This window comes from Blautia luti, assembly GCF_033096465.1.
Taxonomy (GTDB): Bacteria; Bacillota; Clostridia; order Lachnospirales; family Lachnospiraceae; genus Blautia_A; species Blautia_A luti.
In genome coordinates, this window is sequence record NZ_AP028156.1 from 2,113,841 (window position 1) to 2,131,239 (window position 17,399).

A 17,399-nucleotide genomic window follows, 5' to 3' on the forward strand; every position below is an offset into this window, starting at 1 on the left:
TTGTATAAGAAAAAATCAATAAATTCCTTGACGTAATTTAGGTCAAATGTTATAAATTATATTGAAATCTATTTTTTGAGTATAAAATTACTTAGGAGGAATATTATGCCAAACATAGAATTACTGGAAAAATCCATGCCGGTGGCACCCATTCGTATTGCTGCACTTGGATGCCAGGATCTCGCCGAAGAAGTTGATAAAAAACTGGTGAAATTCCGCAAAGAACTGGTTGCCCGCAAACAGTTAAGCATCATTCCGCAGGGTTACAGCGAAGAATCTTTCCTTGTAGAATGTGCGTGCCCACGTTTCGGAACCGGTGAAGGAAAGGGCTACATCAAAGAATCTGTTCGTGGTACAGATTTATTCATCATGGTAGACGTTACCAACTACAGCGAAACCTATACTGTATGCGGACACGAAAACCACATGTCTCCTGACAATCATTTTCAGGATCTGAAACGAATCATCTCTGCTGCAACAGGTAAGGCACACCGCATCAACGTAATCATGCCGTTCCTTTACGAAGGCCGTCAGCACAGACGTACCAAAAGAGAATCTCTGGACTGCGCTCTGGCATTAAAGGAATTAAGTGATATGGGAGTTTCCAACCTGATCACATTCGATGCACATGATCCACGTGTACAGAACTCCATCCCGCTGAATGGATTCGATAATTTCTTCCCTACCTATCAGTTCCTGAAAGCTCTTATCAAGAGTGTTCCTGATCTTAAGGTAGACAACGATCATCTGATGATCATCAGCCCTGATGAAGGTGCTATGTCCAGAGCAGTGTATTTCTCCAATATTCTCGGCGTGGACATGGGTATGTTCTACAAACGCCGTGATTATTCTACTATCGTAAATGGTAAGAACCCTATCGTTGCCCACGAATTCCTGGGTGATTCTGTAGAAGGCAAGGATGTAGTCGTTATCGATGATATGATCTCCTCAGGTGGAAGTATGCTGGATGTTGCCAAGCAGTTAAAAGAGCGCCATGCAAAACGTGTTTTCGTATGCACAACTTACGGACTGTTTACAGACGGCATGGATAAATTCGATGAATATTATGAAAAAGGATGGCTGGACCGTGTCATCACCACCAACCTGAATTACCGTATCCCGGAACTTCTGACCAAACCATACTATATCGAAGCAAACATGAGCAAATATCTTGCAAGTATTATTGATATCATTAATCATGATGTTTCTGTAGAGAAGGTTCGTTCCAGCAACGAAAAGATCATGAGCCTGATGCAGAAAGTAAATGGTAAATAATCTTATAAAATAAAAAGCCTGAATTCATGCAGTATCTGTATCATAACTGTATGGATTCAGGCTTTTTTATTATTTCAGTCCCAGAAACGCTGCCAGATTCCCCCTCTTTCCATGAGAAGCTCTGTGTGAAAACAGAAACTCAGGATTACAGCAGGTACAAATGCCAGGCATGGAAATATTAGCTTCAGGAATTCCTGCTTCCAGGAAAATAAGGCGGTTTGTCTCCCAGAGATTCAACTGATATTTTCCATTTTTCTTTTTATAGTACAGTCGTTCCTGATACTCCCCGGCAAAAGCAGTTTTAAATTCTTCTATTACATCTTCGCTGACTTCATAGCAGTCCTGGCAGATAGACGGGCCTATTGCAGCCAGAATATCTTCCGGGTGGCATCCATATTCCTCTTTCATCTTCTCTACAGTTGCTTTTCCGATCTTTGCAACAGTCCCTCTCCAGCCAGAGTGAGAAAGACCGATCACACATTTCACCGGATCCACGAAATAAAGAGGAACACAATCTGCATAAAATGTGGTCAGAACCAGTCCCGGAACATTTGTCACCATTCCATCCACATCCTGATAATCCCGTGGAACTGTAATTCCTTTTCCACGATCCGCTTCTGTCACTTTTCTCACATTCGCCGTATGCGTCTGATCAGAAGTGACAATATCATCTGTCCGAAATCCAATTGCCTGTGCAATCCTTCTGTAATTTTCTTTTACTGCTTCCTCTTCATCTCCTCTGGTAAAGCTCAGATTCATAGAACTGTAAATTCCTCTGCTTACACCGCCCAGGCGGGTGCTGAAACCATGGATAATGCCTTCCAGCTTCTCAAATGCCGGATAAGTAAGATAGGTAACTTCTCCTGCTTCTTTCACATTCATATGTGGAATTTTCTCATCTTGCCATTTTATCTTCATATTTTCATTCCTGTCTGATATTCAAATGCATTCTTTTTCCACTGTAGCCTGTCTCCATCAATGCCAACCACATCGAATCTGCATGGAACATCCACACTATTGTATTTCACAGTCAGATAAAACTGTGCTACCCTGCTGATCACTCTTTGCTTCGCAGGCGTTACTGCTTCCAGAGAAACACCTGAAGAACCATTTCTGCGGTATTTTACTTCTACAAACACCACATAACGGCCATCTCTTGCTATCAGGTCTATTTCTCCGAATCTGCATCTGTAATTGTGCGCCAGTATTACAAGCCCCTGGCATTTCAGATACTCTGCTGCCTTTTGTTCATACCAGGTTCCTGTTTTTCTGGTATTATGATTCAAATCTGTTCATCCATTTCTGATCTCGTGTAGGCCTCTTTGGTGTTTCGCCTGGATATCTTCTGAAATTATACAAAGTGTGTAATAAAAGTTCTTCTGTGTATAGGACAGGGGCCATATTTTTTCAATGCATCTATATGTACCTGTGCACCATATCCCTTATTGGATGCAAAACCATATTCCGGATAGATTTTATCATAGTCCTCCATCATACGATCTCTGGTCACCTTCGCCACAATACTGGCCGCCGCAATCGATACACTTTTGGCATCCCCTTTGATGATCGGCACCTGAGGAATCACGACCTCCGGAATCGTAACCGCATCATTTAAAAGAAGCTGAGGCACCACGGACAGTTTACTCACAGCCTGGCGCATCGCTTCATAGGTCGCCTGAAGGATATTGATCTCATCGATCCTCTCAGGGTCAGCCATCCCGATCCCCACTGCCACAGCTTCTTTCATGATCACATCATAAAGTTCTTCCCTCTTTGCAGCTGTAAGCTTCTTGGAATCATTCAGGTACAGAATCTGGCTGTCTTTCGGAAGGATTACCGCTCCTGCTACCACAGGACCTGCCAGAGGACCTCTGCCCACTTCATCAATTCCGCACAGATACCCCAGATCTTCATACTTATGTTCATAAACTTTCATCTGTTCTGTGCGCAGTTTCTCCGCTTCCAGAGCTGCTTCTTTTTTATAGCTCTGTTCTATCAGTTTCTGCACACCCGCCCTGGAGTCTTCCTGGTATCTGTTTCTGAATTCCTGGTATTTGATGATATCCAGCCCGGCAAATTCTTCCTTTATCTCACTGATGGTTTTCATTTTCACTTTTCCTCGTTCTCTGCTGTCGGCCATTCAAGAGTGATCCTTCCGATCTTGCCGGAGCGGAAATCGTCAAATAATACCAGAGCTGCTTTGGCATAGTCCAGTTCTTCCTGTTTCTTCAGACATCCCCTGGCCCTTGCGATCCGTTCTAAGACTTCTACAGCAGCCCCTTCTTCTTCAACTTCATATCTGGCAGAAAGAATCCCTGCATAATGTTCCCGCAGATAATCGATCAACCATAAAGAAAGTTCTTCCATATTCAGGATATCATCTTTGATAGATCCCACACATGCCAGACGCATTCCAACCTGCTGATCTTCAAACTTCGGCCAGAGGATTCCAGGTGTATCCAGAAGTTCTACCCCTTTATTCAGGCGGATCCACTGTTTGCCTTTGGTAACTCCTGGTTTATTTCCGGTCTTGGCACACGCTCTGCCTGCAAAAGTATTGATAAATGTAGATTTTCCCACATTGGGAATTCCTACTACCATGGCACGGATCGGACGGTTTTTGATTCCCCTCCGTCTGTCTCTCTCAATCTTTTCTTTACATGCTTCCTGGATCACATTCTGGATCATTTTCATCCCGGAACCGTTTCTGGAATCTACCTTTACTACGAAAAATCCCTTTTTCTGAAAATATGCCTTCCAGGCTTCATTCTGTCTCTCATCTGCCAGATCTGCCTTATTCAGCAAAATAAGCCGGGACTTGTTCTTTCCCAGCTCATCAATATCCGGGTTTCTGCTGGAAAGAGGCACTCGGGCATCCACAAGCTCAATGATCAGATCGATCAGCTTGATATCCTCCTGCATCTGCCTCTTTGCTTTGGTCATATGACCTGGGTACCATTGTACGTTCATATTTACCTAACCTTTCAAAAATCCGCTTTTATCTTTGGGGGAAATTACAAACCATAATTTTCCCACAATATATTTCTTTTTTACATTTCCGATATCTGCATACCGGCTGTCTTCACTGTTGTTTCTGTTGTCACCAAGGACAAAATATTCCCCATTCTCCAGGGAAACAGAACTGGAGGCCAGTCCTGCATTGGTCATTTCCGGAAGATTGCCGCTTTCTTCATAAATTTCACCATTGATCAGCACTCTGCCATTGGAAATCTGTACAGTTTCTCCGGGAAGTCCGATCACACGGCCGATATGAAGAGCTGCTTCATCACTTCCGTTTGTTTTAAACACAATGATATCTCCCCGCTCCGGCGAAGATACCTTATAAATCCCACGGTTTACAAACAGTTTCTCTCCTACTGTCAGCGTAGGCTCCATAGAACTCTCCTGTATCGTCACAGACTGAAACATCACAATCCCCACCACTATGGCAAAGACCAGAGTGACAATAATCTGAAATACCCAGTTAAAAATATTTCTGGTCTTTTTATCTTCCAGATGGGTTTCCAGTCTGCCTTTTGTCTCCTGAAATCCGGGACACTCTTTCCACTTTTTTATATTCATCCAAAAATTCTCCTGACAGATGGAAAAAGAGGGACAATACCCAAGTTATTGTCCCTTCCTTTAAATTAATTCATGAAATTATTTAACCAGCTCTTTTACCTTAGCAGCTTTACCTACACGGTCTCTTAAGTAGTTCAGTTTCGCACGACGTACTTTACCACGACGGATCACTTCTACTTTAACTACGTGTGGGGAATGCAGCGGCCATGTTTTCTCAACACCAACACCGTTGGAATTCTTTCTTACTGTAAAGGTTGCTCTGTTGCTTCCACCCTGTTTCTTCAGAACTGTTCCTTCGAAGATCTGAACACGCTCACGGTTTCCCTCTTTGATCAGTGCGTGTACTCTTACAGTGTCACCGGTGTTGAATTCCGGAACTTCAGCTTTTAACTGAGCAGCTTCAATGTTTTTGATAATTTCGTTCATTTTATTCTCTCCTATCTTATATGGATGTTCTTAATACATGATTCGTAACAGAGGACCATCTTTTTTCACAACATGGATGATTATACTATAGGATTGCCCGGTTTGCAAGATATTTTTTTAATAAATAAAAAATTTATAAACCGCAGAATCCCACAGCTCATCTGGCCTTACCAGCAGATCACTTCACATCCTGTTTCTGTCACAAGAACTGTCACTTCCCACTGTGCAGAAGGAAGGCCGTCCTCCGTACGGACTGTCCAGTCGTCCTCTTCATCTGTGTAGATCTCATCGCTGCCCATGTTTACCATAGGTTCAATGGTAAACATCATACCCGGTACCATCAGCACTCCTGTGTTCTCCTGGGAAACATAGCTTACCCAGGGATCTTCATGGAATTCAATTCCCACTCCATGACCGCCGATCTCCCGTACTACGCTGTAACCATTTTTTACTGCATGCTGATGGACTGCACTGCCCATATTTCCGATAGGTGTCCACGGTACTACCTTGGAAACACCGATTTCCACACACTCTTTGGTTACTTTTACCAGTTTCTCCTTCTCAGGACTTACTTTACCGATGCAGAACATTCTGGATGAATCAGAATAATATCCATTATAAATAGTAGAAACATCTACGTTAATAATGTCCCCCTCCTGCAGGATCTCTTCCTCATTGGGGATTCCATGGCATACTACTTCATTGATGGAAGTGCATACGCTTTTCGGAAAACCTTCATAATTCAGTGGAGCCGGAATACCTCCGTGTCTTACCGTTTCCTCATGTACCCATCGGTCGATCTCAGCAGTGGAAATGCCCGGGCGGATATGTTCTGCCACATAATCCAGAACTGCCACATTGATCTTACAGCTCTCTTTGATCTTCTCGATCTGTTCCGGTGTCTTAATCAGGCTATGATCCAGTACAGCATATCCTTTCTGTTTCATGAGTTCCATTTTTTCATCAAACGCCTCATGGCATTTTTTATATTTTTTTCCACTTCCGCACCAACACGGATCATTTCTTCCAATTTTTGCAGACATGATACCTCTCCTTTTTAATCTTCTTTTGCGCCTTGAATATCATAACACATTTTTCAGGGAAATAACGGAATATTATTGGAAAAATTAATCGTTTGAAGTATCTTTTGTATCTTTTTGATCTTTGGAAGTACTTTCATCTGCTGTCATGATCTGATTCAGTTCGTCAATCATTTCATCATCCTTAAGACGGAATTTGACCTCCACTCGTCTGGATGCGTCCTTATCTACATTTCCGTCTGCATCCAGAACCGGATTTGCCATGGAATGTCCGTTAACAGTCAGATAGGACTGCAGATCTGAAATCTGGTCTGCATCCAGAAAATTCTCCCTGATCTCTGTCAGATACTGGGCCACAGCCAGGGAACGTTTCTGGGAAAGCTCCAGATTATAGGAATAATCTCCATCTGTATCCGTATATCCATCAATAATGATCTCTGCCAGATATTTCTTATATTCGTCCTGAAGCAGAACCTTACAGTAGATCGGCAGGATTTCCGCCAGCTCCTCTTTGCCTGAATCTGTCAGTTCTGACTGATCATAATCAAACAGAACACTTGCATTCAGGGTAAGGGCACCTGTCTGGGAATCAATATCAACACTTACATTATTTTTGGAAAATTCTTTTTGCAAAGCTTCAATAACATCCGCTTTTACACCAATGATATTATCAATCTTCTTCTGCTGAGTTGCAAGCAGGGATGTCTTTTCATCCAGATCTGTCTGCTGTTTGTCAAGTGTGGCCTGCTGTTCTTTCAGCTGTGCTGCAAGCTCTGCCAGGAGTTTTTTCTGCTTATCCAGCTGTTCATCCTGAGAACTTAACTGGCTGTTCTTTTCATCCAGCTCTGTCTGCTGTGCCAGGATCTCAGCAGTATACTGCTCCTGCAGTGCAATCTTATCGTCCCGTTCCTTGATACTCTCATTATAGCTCTTCTGTGCCTGAAAAAGGGTCACACACATGATCAGGACAAAGAGAAGCAACACACCCGCCATCATATCAGAGTAAGAACGCCATACATTAAATCCACTCTCGTCTGATCTTTTCTTTTTGCGCATAGTCTTCTCCTTTTCTTATCTGAAAATACCAAATCTGCCTTTCTGGGAACCTTTTGAAAGTTCTTTCATGGTCTTGTTCATTTCTTCCAGAAGTGCTTCCTGACGTTCCCCCTGTTCCTTCAGAAGCCTGCGCACTTCCATATTTTCTTTTCCGGCAGTAGTCTGAGCTGTTCTTCCGCTGCTCAGATAAATATTATTATTCTCTCCAGCCACTGCCACATCGGCCAGCAGTCTGCGAACCTGTTCCATGGTCTGATAGGTCTTTTTCTGGCAGGAAACGAAATCCTGCATTCTTTCCTCAAGTTCTTCCATAATCCTGCGGTTGGCATCCAGTACCTGTGCACTTGCCTGGTTAGATACTGAGGCCTTTTCCATTCCCTGAGCAGCTGTTTCCACATATTTCTGCATGGTCTGGTTGCAGGCAACCCAGAATTTGGCCGAAGTTTTCTCTGCCTCTTTCAGATAGTCTGCCACTCTCTGATAATCCTGCTGCTGCATTTTCTGGATCTCCTGATTATCCTCAGCGATCCTGGTAGCAGTAGACATATAACGTCCCTGAACATTCCCAAGCTCATTTACGATTTCTTTCATAGTTTCACTCTGTTTCAGGTAAGACTCATTTAGCTGTTCGCTCATGGTACGGTACAGGCTGGTCGTATAATCTGTATTGTCCTTCTGTGCTTTTTTCAGCTGTGCAAGAGCTTCATTGAAATCCTTGAACTGCATTTTAAAAGAGCTGTTCATCTCTCTCATGAAAGATCGCAGGATCTCCTGCATCACATCCTGCTGGCATTTCGTTACAGATTCTGTCAGTACATCCAGAGATTCGTTCATTTTCTGGAAAGTAGGAGTAATGGCTTTCTCAAAGCTTTCTGCCATCTGTGTAGAAAGCTGCTCTGCCATCTGCTTCATGGCACGGGTCTGCAGCTTCTGGCTGGCTACCATAAGATTTCTAGATTCATTTTCTGCTGTAGGAAGTACATAAACATGAAATTTTTCCAGAAATTCCTGGAGTTTCTCGTTCATGCCCGCATAGATGCTCTTCATTCCTGAAGTGTACACAATAGCCAGAGCGATTCCGTAAATAGAAGTCAGAAATGCCACCTTGATACCTTCCACAAGAGACGCCACAGAATTGGTCATCGTCTCATAGCTGGAAGGTTCGAAATTCTTAAGCCCCCATACAAGACCTACAAAAGTTCCCAGAATACCAAGACTTGTAAAAATATCAGGCACCATCTCCAGAAGCTTTTTATGTACATGAAGGTCAATCTCGTCTTCGTTGATGAATTCTTCTACATCTCCGATCCCTTCCTGGGTATTGCCCATGCTGTTAATGAAACTGTCCATTCTGTCATCCAGATACTTGTGGTCAAAGATTCCCTGAAGATGTGTAAGACTATCATTCTTCACCTTTCCCGGTGTCTGAAAGATCCCTGCAAGTTCTTCTGTTCCTCTTTTCAGTGCCTGTGCAATACTGTCTACGCGGAACATTCCCATAAACAGTCCTGCCAGATACAGTACTGTCATAATGCCAAGAAATACGAAGTTGTACGTCATGGTGCTGACAGATCCTTTTCCTATATACACTGTCATTACGATACAAGCTCCAAGCACGATCAGAAAGGTCAGCGCATTCATAATTTTCTTGCCCATAATACACCTCCTGTGTTTTCACTTTTTTGTATATAATATCACAATACCATAGTGATAACAAGGCATATCCCTGTGAATATTTGACGAAAAAAATCCCGGAGCAGGAAAATCATACAAGATTTCCTGTCCCGGGAAGCTTTTATGCATATACTTTATCTTCTTCGATCAGACGTGCCTGTCCGTCCTGAATCTCCACCAGATTGATGCTGCAGTTAGGCGGCACACATCCATGCCAGAAATGTGCATGATCCTGATAAATGTTCTGAAGCAGTGCGCGGACCGCACATCCATGGGAAGAGATCAGAACTGTCTTGTCTGTCAGTGCCGGATCTGTTGTTTTCTCAATCCAGAATTCCCTGGTACGTTTCAGAATATCAGAAATATCCTCTCCGTTTTTCGGACGTTTGAATTTTAGCGGATCCTCAAAAAAGATTTCCATTTCATGGCTGATGATCTTTCCCTGCACATCCTTAAACTGTGTTCCCTCAAGAACTCCAAAATCAATCTCCTGAATTCTTTTATCTTCAATAACAGGAATCTTTCTGTCTCCCAGCACACATCTGGCAGTCTGTTTTGCCCTTGTCAGAGGACTGGTAAAGCAGATGTCAAAATGTACATCCTTCAATGCTTCGCCTGTCTTTTCTGCAAGTTCGATTCCCTCCGGTGCCAGGGGAATATCTACTGCCCCCTGCACTTTCTTTCGTTTATTCCACTGGGTTATCCCATGTCTTAATACATAAAGTAACATTAACTTCTCAGCTCGATTCCAAGGTCAGTCAGACCATTTAAGATCTTCTTCATTGCTGCTGTGATCTCGTTCTCTTCGAGAGTCTTGTCATGATGGCGGAATACCAGAGAATAAGCCATAGACTTGTATCCTTCTTTAATCTGGTTTCCTTCGTAGATATCAAATAACTGATAGCTCTCGAGGATTTTTCCGCCTCTCTGTACAAGAACATGCTCAATCTGTCCTGCAAGAACAGTTTTCGGAACTACCATACTTAAGTCACGGGTTACTGCTGGATATTTGGCAATTCCTGTGTATTTATGGTTGAAACTTGCAAATTCAAGAACTGTAAGGATATCGATCACTGCCACATATGCCTTTTCACCGATTCCATAAGTATCAGCAACCAGTGGATGAACCTCTCCAAGGTACCCTACAACTTTGCCATCATAGATCATGTTTGCCTGTCTTCCCGGATGGAGATAAGTCTTACCGCTGTTCGGATCATAATCTACTTTATCTCTCATGCCGACTTTCTCAAAGAACTCTTCGCAAACGCCCTTCATATCAAAGAAATCACCGTTTCCATACATACCAAGTGTGAAATGCATACGTTCATCCGGAAGTTCTGTCAGAGGCAGGGAATGCGGACGATATACATTACCAAGTTCATAGAGACGAACGTCTTTATTTCTTCTGTTATAGTTAGTGGCCAGAGAACTTAGCATACCGTTTAATGTAGTAGTTCTCATTACACTGTAATCCTCTCCCAGAGGATTGCTGATCACGATTCCCTGACGAAGTTCGCTGTCAGCCGGAAGTCTTAATTTATCAAATACCTTGGGGCTCTCAAATGAATAGCTCATTCCTTCGGAGAATCCGCAGTATTCAGCGATATCACGTGCTACTGCTTCAATACGAAGCTTGAATGGAAGTTTACCTGTAGTAGCTTCACCTGTAGGGAGTGTTGTCGGGATCTTGTCATATCCGAAGAATCTGGCAACTTCTTCTGCTACGTCTGCCACATAGTGGATATCCTGACGGAAAGTAGGAGCCACGATTTCGTTTGTCTTCTCATCATATGTCAGTTCTACTTTTGCAAGGTATGCAAGCATTTCTTCCGGTGTCAGGTCTGTTCCGAGAAGTGCATTGATCTTCTCAGGTTTGAACGGAACTCTGGATGGCTCTCTTACTTCGCTGCATACATCTACCATTCCGCCTACAACTTCGCCTGCGCCAAGTTCTTCCATAAGCTGGCATGCTCTGTCGATAGCTGCCTGTGCATTATTCGGATCAAGACCTTTCTCGAATTTACCGGAAGCATCTGTTCTCAGACCGATTCTCTTGGAAGAAAGACGGATATTTGTTCCGTCAAAGCATGCTGCTTCGAAAAGAACTGTCTTTACATTATCAGTGATCATGGAGTTCTCACCGCCCATGATACCAGCGATGCCGACTGCTTTCTCACCGTCACAGATCATCAGTACCTGATCATCCATGGTACGTTCCTGACCATCAAGTGTCACGAATTTCTCATCATTTTTTGCACGGCGTACAACAATCTCTTTTCCTGCAATTGTATCCAGGTCATACGCATGCATTGGCTGACCGAACTCTTCCATTACATAGTTTGTAATATCTACAAGGTTGTTGATCGGGCGGATTCCGTTGGCAGCCAGACATCTCTGCATCCATTTCGGGGACGGTCCGATCTTAACATTCTTTACAACTCTTGCACAGTAACGTGGGCAGAGCTGCGGATCTTCTACTGTAACTTTTACATAATCAGATGCTTTCTCGTCATTTCCCCTGCACTTTACAACCGGAGGGCAGAACTTCTTGTCAAAAGTAGCTGCTGCTTCTCTTGCGATTCCAAGTACACCATAGCAGTCTACACGGTTGGATGTGATCTCATATTCAAATACAACGTCATCCAGTCCCAGTGCTTTGATAGCACTCTCACCTACAACAGCATCTTCCGGGAAAATATAGATTCCATATTCCGGTGCTTCCGGATACATTTCTCTTGTGCTTCCCAGTTCTTCGATTGAGCACATCATACCGCAGGACTCAACTCCACGGAGTTTCCCTTTCTTGATCTCGATTCCGCCTGGAGTTTTCTTTCCGTCATGACCGCCTGCTACACGTCCGCCGTCAAGAACAACCGGAACCTTGTCTCCCTCTTTTACATTCGGAGCACCTGTAACGATCTGTACAGATTCTGTTCCGATGTTTACCTGGCAGATGATCAGTTTATCTGCATCCGGATGTTTCTCGATCTTGTCGATCTGTCCGATTACGATCTTATCCAGATCTGCATCCAGTTTCTCGAAGCCTTCCACCTTTGTTCCGGTCAGTGTCATGGCATCTGTATATTCCTGTGCTGTCACATCAAGATCCGGCACATACATTTTAATCCAAGATAATGAAGTATTCATTTTGTTAATCCTCTTTCTTATATATTAGAACTGTTTCAGGAAACGAATGTCATTCTCATAGAGAAGTCTCATGTCGTCGATCTCATATTTCAGAAGTGCGATACGCTCAAGACCCACACCGAATGCAAATCCTGTATATTCTTCCGGATCAATTCCGCACATGCTTAATACGTTCGGATGAACCATGCCGCAGCCAAGGATTTCAATCCATCCGGAACCTTTACAGAAACGGCATCCTTTACCACCGCATTTGAAGCAGGATACGTCTACTTCTGCACTTGGCTCTGTGAATGGGAAGTGATGTGGTCTGAATTTTGTCTTTGTCTCAGGTCCGAATAATTCCTGTGCAAACTCCTGCAGAGTTCCCTTCAGGTCTGCAAAAGTGATGTTCTTGTCAATAACAAGACCTTCGATCTGATGGAAAGAAGGAGAATGTGTTGCATCTACTTCATCAGAACGGAACACACGTCCCGGTGCAATCATACGGATCGGCAATTTGCCTTTCTCCATAGTACGTGCCTGAACCGGTGATGTCTGGGAACGAAGAAGGATAGACTCATTGATAAAGAAAGTATCCTGCTCGTCACGTGCCGGATGGTTCTCAGGGATGTTCAGTTTGGTAAAGTTATAGTCTGCATACTCTACTTCCGGTCCTTCTACTACTTCATATCCCATACCGATGAAGATACGTTCTACTTCTTCCAGAGCAATGGTGTTCGGATGACGATGACCGATCTTGGCTTTCTTTGCAGGTAAAGTAACGTCAATCACTTCCTGTTTCATCTTCTCTTCACGAACTGCCTCTTCCAGTTTCTGTTTGGATTCATCAAGCAATGTTTCGATCTTGGCTCTTGTTTCATTTACAAGCTGTCCCACTTTCGGGCGCTCTTCCGGAGCTACATCTTTCATGCTCTTTAAGATTGCAGTCAGCTCGCCTTTTTTGCCAAGGTATGCCACACGTACTTCATTCAGTTTGTCCAGGCCCTCGGATTCATCGATCCGCTTTCTGGCTGCTTCAGCCAGTTCCTGAAGTTTTTCTTTCATATCCATGGTTTCTTTCTCCTTTATTTAAATAATCATAATTTCCTGTATGTCAGACAGGGCATGTGAGCAATAAAAAAAGCTCCATCCCAGTAAAGGGACGGAGCATAAATTCCGCGGTACCACCCTGCTTCCTGCATCTTTCTGCAGGCTCTCGGTCTGCTTAACGCGCAGCAACGTCATTTCCTACTGTTCTCGCAGAGAAATTTTCAAAAATGAAGCTCCGGTGGGAAATTCAGGAAATATCTGAACCTGAGGAAGCTTCCAGCCGATGACCTCCTCTCTCTGAAGGAAAATAAATCCTTAAAAACACCTTCTAAGCCGTTTTCATATATCGACAGTATTTACTATGCCACAGACTGAAAAATCTGTCAAGTATGATTTTTCGTACTGTCATCTTCTTTTTCTTCGGAAACGGCAATTTTATTCTCCAGTTCTATGTTTCTGGAGGCTTGTATCCTTTCTTTCTCCTGAGAGATCCTTCCTATCACAGATCTGTGTGCATGACGGAAATCCTTCTCAAAATAAGCATTGATCTCAGCACCGTACATAAGCAGGTTCATACACACATACAGCCAGATCATCACCATAATGATCGTAGTCAGGCTGCCATACATGTTGCTGAAACCCGGAAATATTTCGAAATAAAAGGAAAATCCATACGAGAAGATCGACCATGCAATGGCAATGATCAATGCCCCGGGTATCTGACTTTTAAATGTGGCCGGTCTGTTGGGAAGAACCTTGTACAGCAGCAGGAACACAAAGAACAGCACTGCAAATACCAGGCCGGTTCTGGCTCCGATCACCCTGCCGATGATCCTTCCCAAAAACGGAATGTATACAGAAACCGTCTCCTGGATCCTGTTGCCCAGAACCAGCAAAAGCAGACAGATGATCAGGGCGATCACCAGGCACATGGTATAAAATACAGCATAAATCCTGGTCATAAACCAGTTACGGGTTTCTTTTACATGATAGATCGTATTCAGTCCATTGATTACCGACTGCATTCCCTTTCCCGCAGACCACAGAGCAACCAGCGCAGAAAGAGGCATAATAGTAGTGCTTCGTTTATATACATCCACCACGATTCCCAGTACGAAACTCTGAATATTCTCCGGAACAAATGCAACGATCGCGTCCCTTACCACATTATAGGTAAGAGGCGTGTACCTAACCAGTGTGGTCAGAAACAATATACACGGAATAAAGGATAAAATTAAAAAATATGCGGCCTGTGTAGCATATGCTCCTACATGGTCTCCGGAAACACGTTTCATAAATCCAAGCAGAAGCGTGACTACTGACCTTTTTTCCTTTTCCCTTTCCATAATTTTCTCCATTCTGTTTATTTACAGTGATTCCATAAAACGAGGAAATCTCTTTTTATATCATACCATGAATCTGTAGTTCTGACAAACAGGAATTCAGTAGACCGTTTCAATTCTCACCTGGTTAAAGAAATACTCCAGAATTTCCTCCCAGGTATAGCCCTGATCTGCCATTTTATCCGCTCCGTTCTGGCTCATTCCCACACCATGTCCATATCCCCCTCCGGTAATTTCTAGGCCCTCTTCTTTCTTCTGTTTCAATGTGAAATAGGCACTCGGCAAAAGGGTTCCGCCCTCTATCTTTGTGCCGTCTTTTTCTGTGATCGTGCATCCCTCCGGCGAAAGAAACTTCCGTATGGAATATTCCTGATTGATCTCATAACTTTCCTTTTTTGTAGTCACCTGGAGGCTGATCACTGCGCCGCTTTCATTCTTCTTTACTGCCTCCACAGTCATCAGTTCGCTATCATCTTCAAACAGTATCCTGACCTGTTCCTGCAGTTTCTGCCAGGGAAGTACTGTCTTCCAGCTTCTCCAAGGAGAATCTCTGTCAAAATCACAGACCACACTTTTCAGATAAGCAGCCGGTTTCCTGGCACCCCATATTTCATCTGTACTGGTAATTCCTGCTGAAGTTGAAAAATAATAGGCCTCTACAGGTTCTCCATCCTTCATCATAATCTGTCCAAAGGTGTCTTTTACAGCCTGATCTGTGGATGTTTCCGGAAAAACATTGCCATATACCTGATAATTTACACTGTCATCCACATCTGCATTATATCCGTCAATTCCTTTCTCCTGAATGTGTTTCCAGGCATATGTCCGGGCACATACAGCCTGTGCGCGAAGTGCCTGGGGCTCATAAGAAGCAGGCATTTCACTTGGCACTACTGCTTCCAGATATTTTTCCAGGGGAAGTTCATTAATCAGGTTTAATTTCTCTCCGTTTTTTATAATCTCCAGTTTCCCGTAATATATAGGATTTCCACATTGTCGTTCAATAGAAGTAACTGTAATTCCTTCTTCCCCTCCGTCCAGGATTAGCGGTCCGTCCTGCACCCTGCTATCAGCTGCAGTACAGGTAAATGCTTTCCCGCCGCAGATACCGGAAACCTGTTCCTGTTCATAAGTCCTGTAATCTGTTCCTGTCAAAAGTACTCTGATATCCGGTTCTTCCTGTAAATTACCTGTATCCTCTTCAACAGTCTCCTGATTCTTTTCCTGCCTGTCCTGTTCTTTCTCCGGTGTCTGGGAGATCATAATTTCCACAGATTCGCTTATTTCCCGCCGCCCTTCTCTTTTTACTGCTTCGTTAAAAAGGATTCCCCATCCCAGCAGCATCAGCAGTATACAATTTGTCCCATAAAAAAATCTGGTTTTCTTCATATATTCATTTATATGAAGAAAACCAGAAAATATGTATCTGTCTTATCAGTCTTTGATATAGAAACGGTAAGAAGTATTAGAATCATACTGTTCCCCTGCTTCCAGGACAGGAGAATGGAAATTCTCTGTATTCACTGCATTTGGCTCAACCTGTGTTTCCAGACAGAAAGCCTCACGTTTGTTATAAATATGTCCGCCCTTACCTTTCTCATTATCTACAAAATTAGCTGCATAAAACTGAACGCAAGGACAATCAGAAGTAACATCCATGGCAATTTTGCTCTTATCGCTGTATGCAGTTGCGATCAATCTGTTGCTGCCTTTTGCATAATTATCTGTAACATAGTTATGATCATAGCCACCTGTAAACTTAAGCTGCTGGAAATCTGCATCAATATCCTGCCCTATTCTCTTAGGAGTTGTGAAATCCATCGGAGTTCCTGCAACTTCCGCATATTCTCCTGTTGGAATAGAATGGCTGTCTGCCACCGGTGTATAATATCTGGCATGGATCGTCAGATACTGATCCATTGCTGTACCGCTTCCCTCACCATTCAGATTAAAGTAAGAATGGTTTGTCATATTTGCGATTGTCGGCTCATCACAGATACCCTGATAGTGAATCTTTAATTCATTTTCTTCTGTAAATTCATATTTTACGTAAACGTCAAATTCACCTGGATATCCATTCTCGCCATCCGGACTGATACGATGGAAGATCACACTGTTTTTCTCCTGGGAAATTTCTGCAGCCTTCCACAGTTTCTTCTCAAATGCATTAGGACCACTGTGCAGATTATTGTCATTCTCATTCTGCGCAAGTGTCACCTCTTTTCCGTAAAGAGAGAATTTCGCTCCTGCAATACGGTTGCCGCTTCTTCCGATCACAGCACCAAAAAAGCATCCGTTTACTTCATAAGATTCCAGATCATCATATCCCAGAACCACATCTGTTAATTTTCCGTCTTTATCCGGCACGCATACCTTCACAAGAAGAGCACCGAAGTCCGTCACTTCTACGTATGCTCCGGATTTATTCTCCAGATGAAACATCTTCACCTGTTCTCCATCTGGCAGAACACCAAATTTTTTTTCAGAAACACCCATTGTCTTTTCCTCCCATTGTTCAGTTTTTGCTTTTCGTTTATTACGAAAAAAAGAGCCATTCACCGGCTCTGCATTTCCTGTTTTATTTAAGTCCCGAAATGTCGTTCCCTTCCCATTGACGCCTAGCCGCAGCCAGGTGGGTGTCCTCAACACTGCTTCTGCCTTCCGCTGCATAATGACGGCCTGACATCCGCAGTGCGATCTTGGAGTCCCGTTTAAGTCGATGTAGGTTCAAAAAAAGAAGGGGCCTCGAGCATTCCAGGATGTTTTACTTCTTTGACTGGTTTTATTATACTCTAGTATATTCTCTTTTTCAACATAAAATACGTAT

The 17,399-nt window shown here is 43.3% G+C and carries 16 protein-coding genes, 1 other RNA gene and 1 other annotated feature; of the genes, 1 reads left to right on the forward strand and 16 read right to left on the reverse strand.

Translation table 11 applies throughout. The features are described 5' to 3' along the window. Nucleotides 1-105 precede the first annotated feature (105 nt). On the forward strand, nucleotides 106-1,275 hold the full coding sequence (locus R8695_RS09925) for a ribose-phosphate pyrophosphokinase (RefSeq protein WP_118508862.1): 1,170 nt from the start codon (nucleotides 106-108) through the stop codon (nucleotides 1,273-1,275). A gap of 69 nt (nucleotides 1,276-1,344) precedes the next feature. Here the strand turns inward: R8695_RS09925 and pgeF are convergent, their stop codons facing one another. The 16 genes from pgeF to ssrS all read right to left on the reverse strand — a co-directional run bounded on the left by pgeF (nucleotide 1,345) and on the right by ssrS (nucleotide 17,336). Continuing rightward, nucleotides 1,345-2,193, reverse strand: a complete 849-nt coding sequence (gene pgeF / locus R8695_RS09930; protein WP_118508861.1) for a peptidoglycan editing factor PgeF — start codon at nucleotides 2,191-2,193, stop codon at nucleotides 1,345-1,347. Beyond that, nucleotides 2,190-2,561, reverse strand: coding sequence for a YraN family protein (locus tag R8695_RS09935; RefSeq protein ID WP_118508860.1), 372 nt, complete (start codon nucleotides 2,559-2,561; stop codon nucleotides 2,190-2,192). The genes pgeF and R8695_RS09935 overlap by 4 nt, the downstream gene beginning before the upstream one ends. 65 nt (nucleotides 2,562-2,626) lie before the next feature. After that, nucleotides 2,627-3,382, reverse strand: a complete 756-nt coding sequence (locus tag R8695_RS09940; RefSeq protein WP_118508859.1) for a ribonuclease HII — start codon at nucleotides 3,380-3,382, stop codon at nucleotides 2,627-2,629. A 2-nt stretch (nucleotides 3,383-3,384) separates the two neighbouring features. Further along, nucleotides 3,385-4,245 (reverse strand): ribosome biogenesis GTPase YlqF, encoded by an 861-nt coding sequence (ylqF, locus tag R8695_RS09945; RefSeq protein WP_154779779.1) that lies wholly within the window; start codon nucleotides 4,243-4,245, stop codon nucleotides 3,385-3,387. A 6-nt stretch (nucleotides 4,246-4,251) separates the two neighbouring features. Then, nucleotides 4,252-4,857, reverse strand: a complete 606-nt coding sequence (lepB, locus tag R8695_RS09950) for a signal peptidase I (RefSeq protein ID WP_118508857.1) — start codon at nucleotides 4,855-4,857, stop codon at nucleotides 4,252-4,254. A 78-nt stretch (nucleotides 4,858-4,935) separates the two neighbouring features. Then, nucleotides 4,936-5,283, reverse strand: a complete 348-nt coding sequence (gene rplS, locus R8695_RS09955; protein WP_118508856.1) for a 50S ribosomal protein L19 — start codon at nucleotides 5,281-5,283, stop codon at nucleotides 4,936-4,938. Between the two features lie 167 nt (nucleotides 5,284-5,450). Then, on the reverse strand, nucleotides 5,451-6,326 hold the full coding sequence (locus R8695_RS09960) for a methionyl aminopeptidase (RefSeq protein WP_154779780.1): 876 nt from the start codon (nucleotides 6,324-6,326) through the stop codon (nucleotides 5,451-5,453). 84 nt (nucleotides 6,327-6,410) lie between these two features. Further along, nucleotides 6,411-7,379, reverse strand: a complete 969-nt coding sequence (locus R8695_RS09965; RefSeq protein ID WP_118508854.1) for an OmpA family protein — start codon at nucleotides 7,377-7,379, stop codon at nucleotides 6,411-6,413. A gap of 15 nt (nucleotides 7,380-7,394) precedes the next feature. Next, nucleotides 7,395-9,035: a MotA/TolQ/ExbB proton channel family protein gene (locus R8695_RS09970; protein WP_118508853.1), complete on the reverse strand. Its 1,641-nt coding sequence runs from the start codon at nucleotides 9,033-9,035 to the stop codon at nucleotides 7,395-7,397. Between the two features lie 139 nt (nucleotides 9,036-9,174). Further along, a complete protein-coding gene (locus R8695_RS09975; RefSeq protein ID WP_154779781.1) occupies nucleotides 9,175-9,783 on the reverse strand; it encodes a histidine phosphatase family protein in 609 nt (202 codons plus the stop codon). Further along, nucleotides 9,783-12,200 (reverse strand): phenylalanine--tRNA ligase subunit beta, encoded by a 2,418-nt coding sequence (gene pheT / locus R8695_RS09980; protein ID WP_154779782.1) that lies wholly within the window; start codon nucleotides 12,198-12,200, stop codon nucleotides 9,783-9,785. The genes R8695_RS09975 and pheT overlap by 1 nt, the downstream gene beginning before the upstream one ends. A 24-nt stretch (nucleotides 12,201-12,224) precedes the next feature. Continuing rightward, nucleotides 12,225-13,244: a phenylalanine--tRNA ligase subunit alpha gene (pheS, locus tag R8695_RS09985; protein ID WP_154779844.1), complete on the reverse strand. Its 1,020-nt coding sequence runs from the start codon at nucleotides 13,242-13,244 to the stop codon at nucleotides 12,225-12,227. Between the two features lie 90 nt (nucleotides 13,245-13,334). Then, nucleotides 13,335-13,569, reverse strand: a binding site (T-box leader). A 43-nt stretch (nucleotides 13,570-13,612) separates the two neighbouring features. After that, the gene (locus R8695_RS09990; protein ID WP_118508850.1) at nucleotides 13,613-14,575 is read right to left on the reverse strand and encodes a YihY/virulence factor BrkB family protein; all 963 of its coding nucleotides are present in this window, start codon (nucleotides 14,573-14,575) and stop codon (nucleotides 13,613-13,615) included. A 96-nt stretch (nucleotides 14,576-14,671) separates the two neighbouring features. Beyond that, the gene (locus R8695_RS09995) at nucleotides 14,672-15,961 is read right to left on the reverse strand and encodes a SpoIID/LytB domain-containing protein (protein ID WP_154779783.1); all 1,290 of its coding nucleotides are present in this window, start codon (nucleotides 15,959-15,961) and stop codon (nucleotides 14,672-14,674) included. Nucleotides 15,962-16,006: 45 nt separating this feature from the next. Further along, nucleotides 16,007-17,068 carry an aldose epimerase family protein gene (locus tag R8695_RS10000; protein WP_118508848.1) on the reverse strand — a complete coding sequence of 354 codons (1,062 nt, stop codon included), beginning with the start codon at nucleotides 17,066-17,068 and terminating at the stop codon, nucleotides 16,007-16,009. Nucleotides 17,069-17,154: 86 nt separating this feature from the next. Beyond that, nucleotides 17,155-17,336: non-coding RNA, 6S RNA (gene ssrS, locus R8695_RS10005), on the reverse strand. Nucleotides 17,337-17,399: the final 63 nt, after the last annotated feature.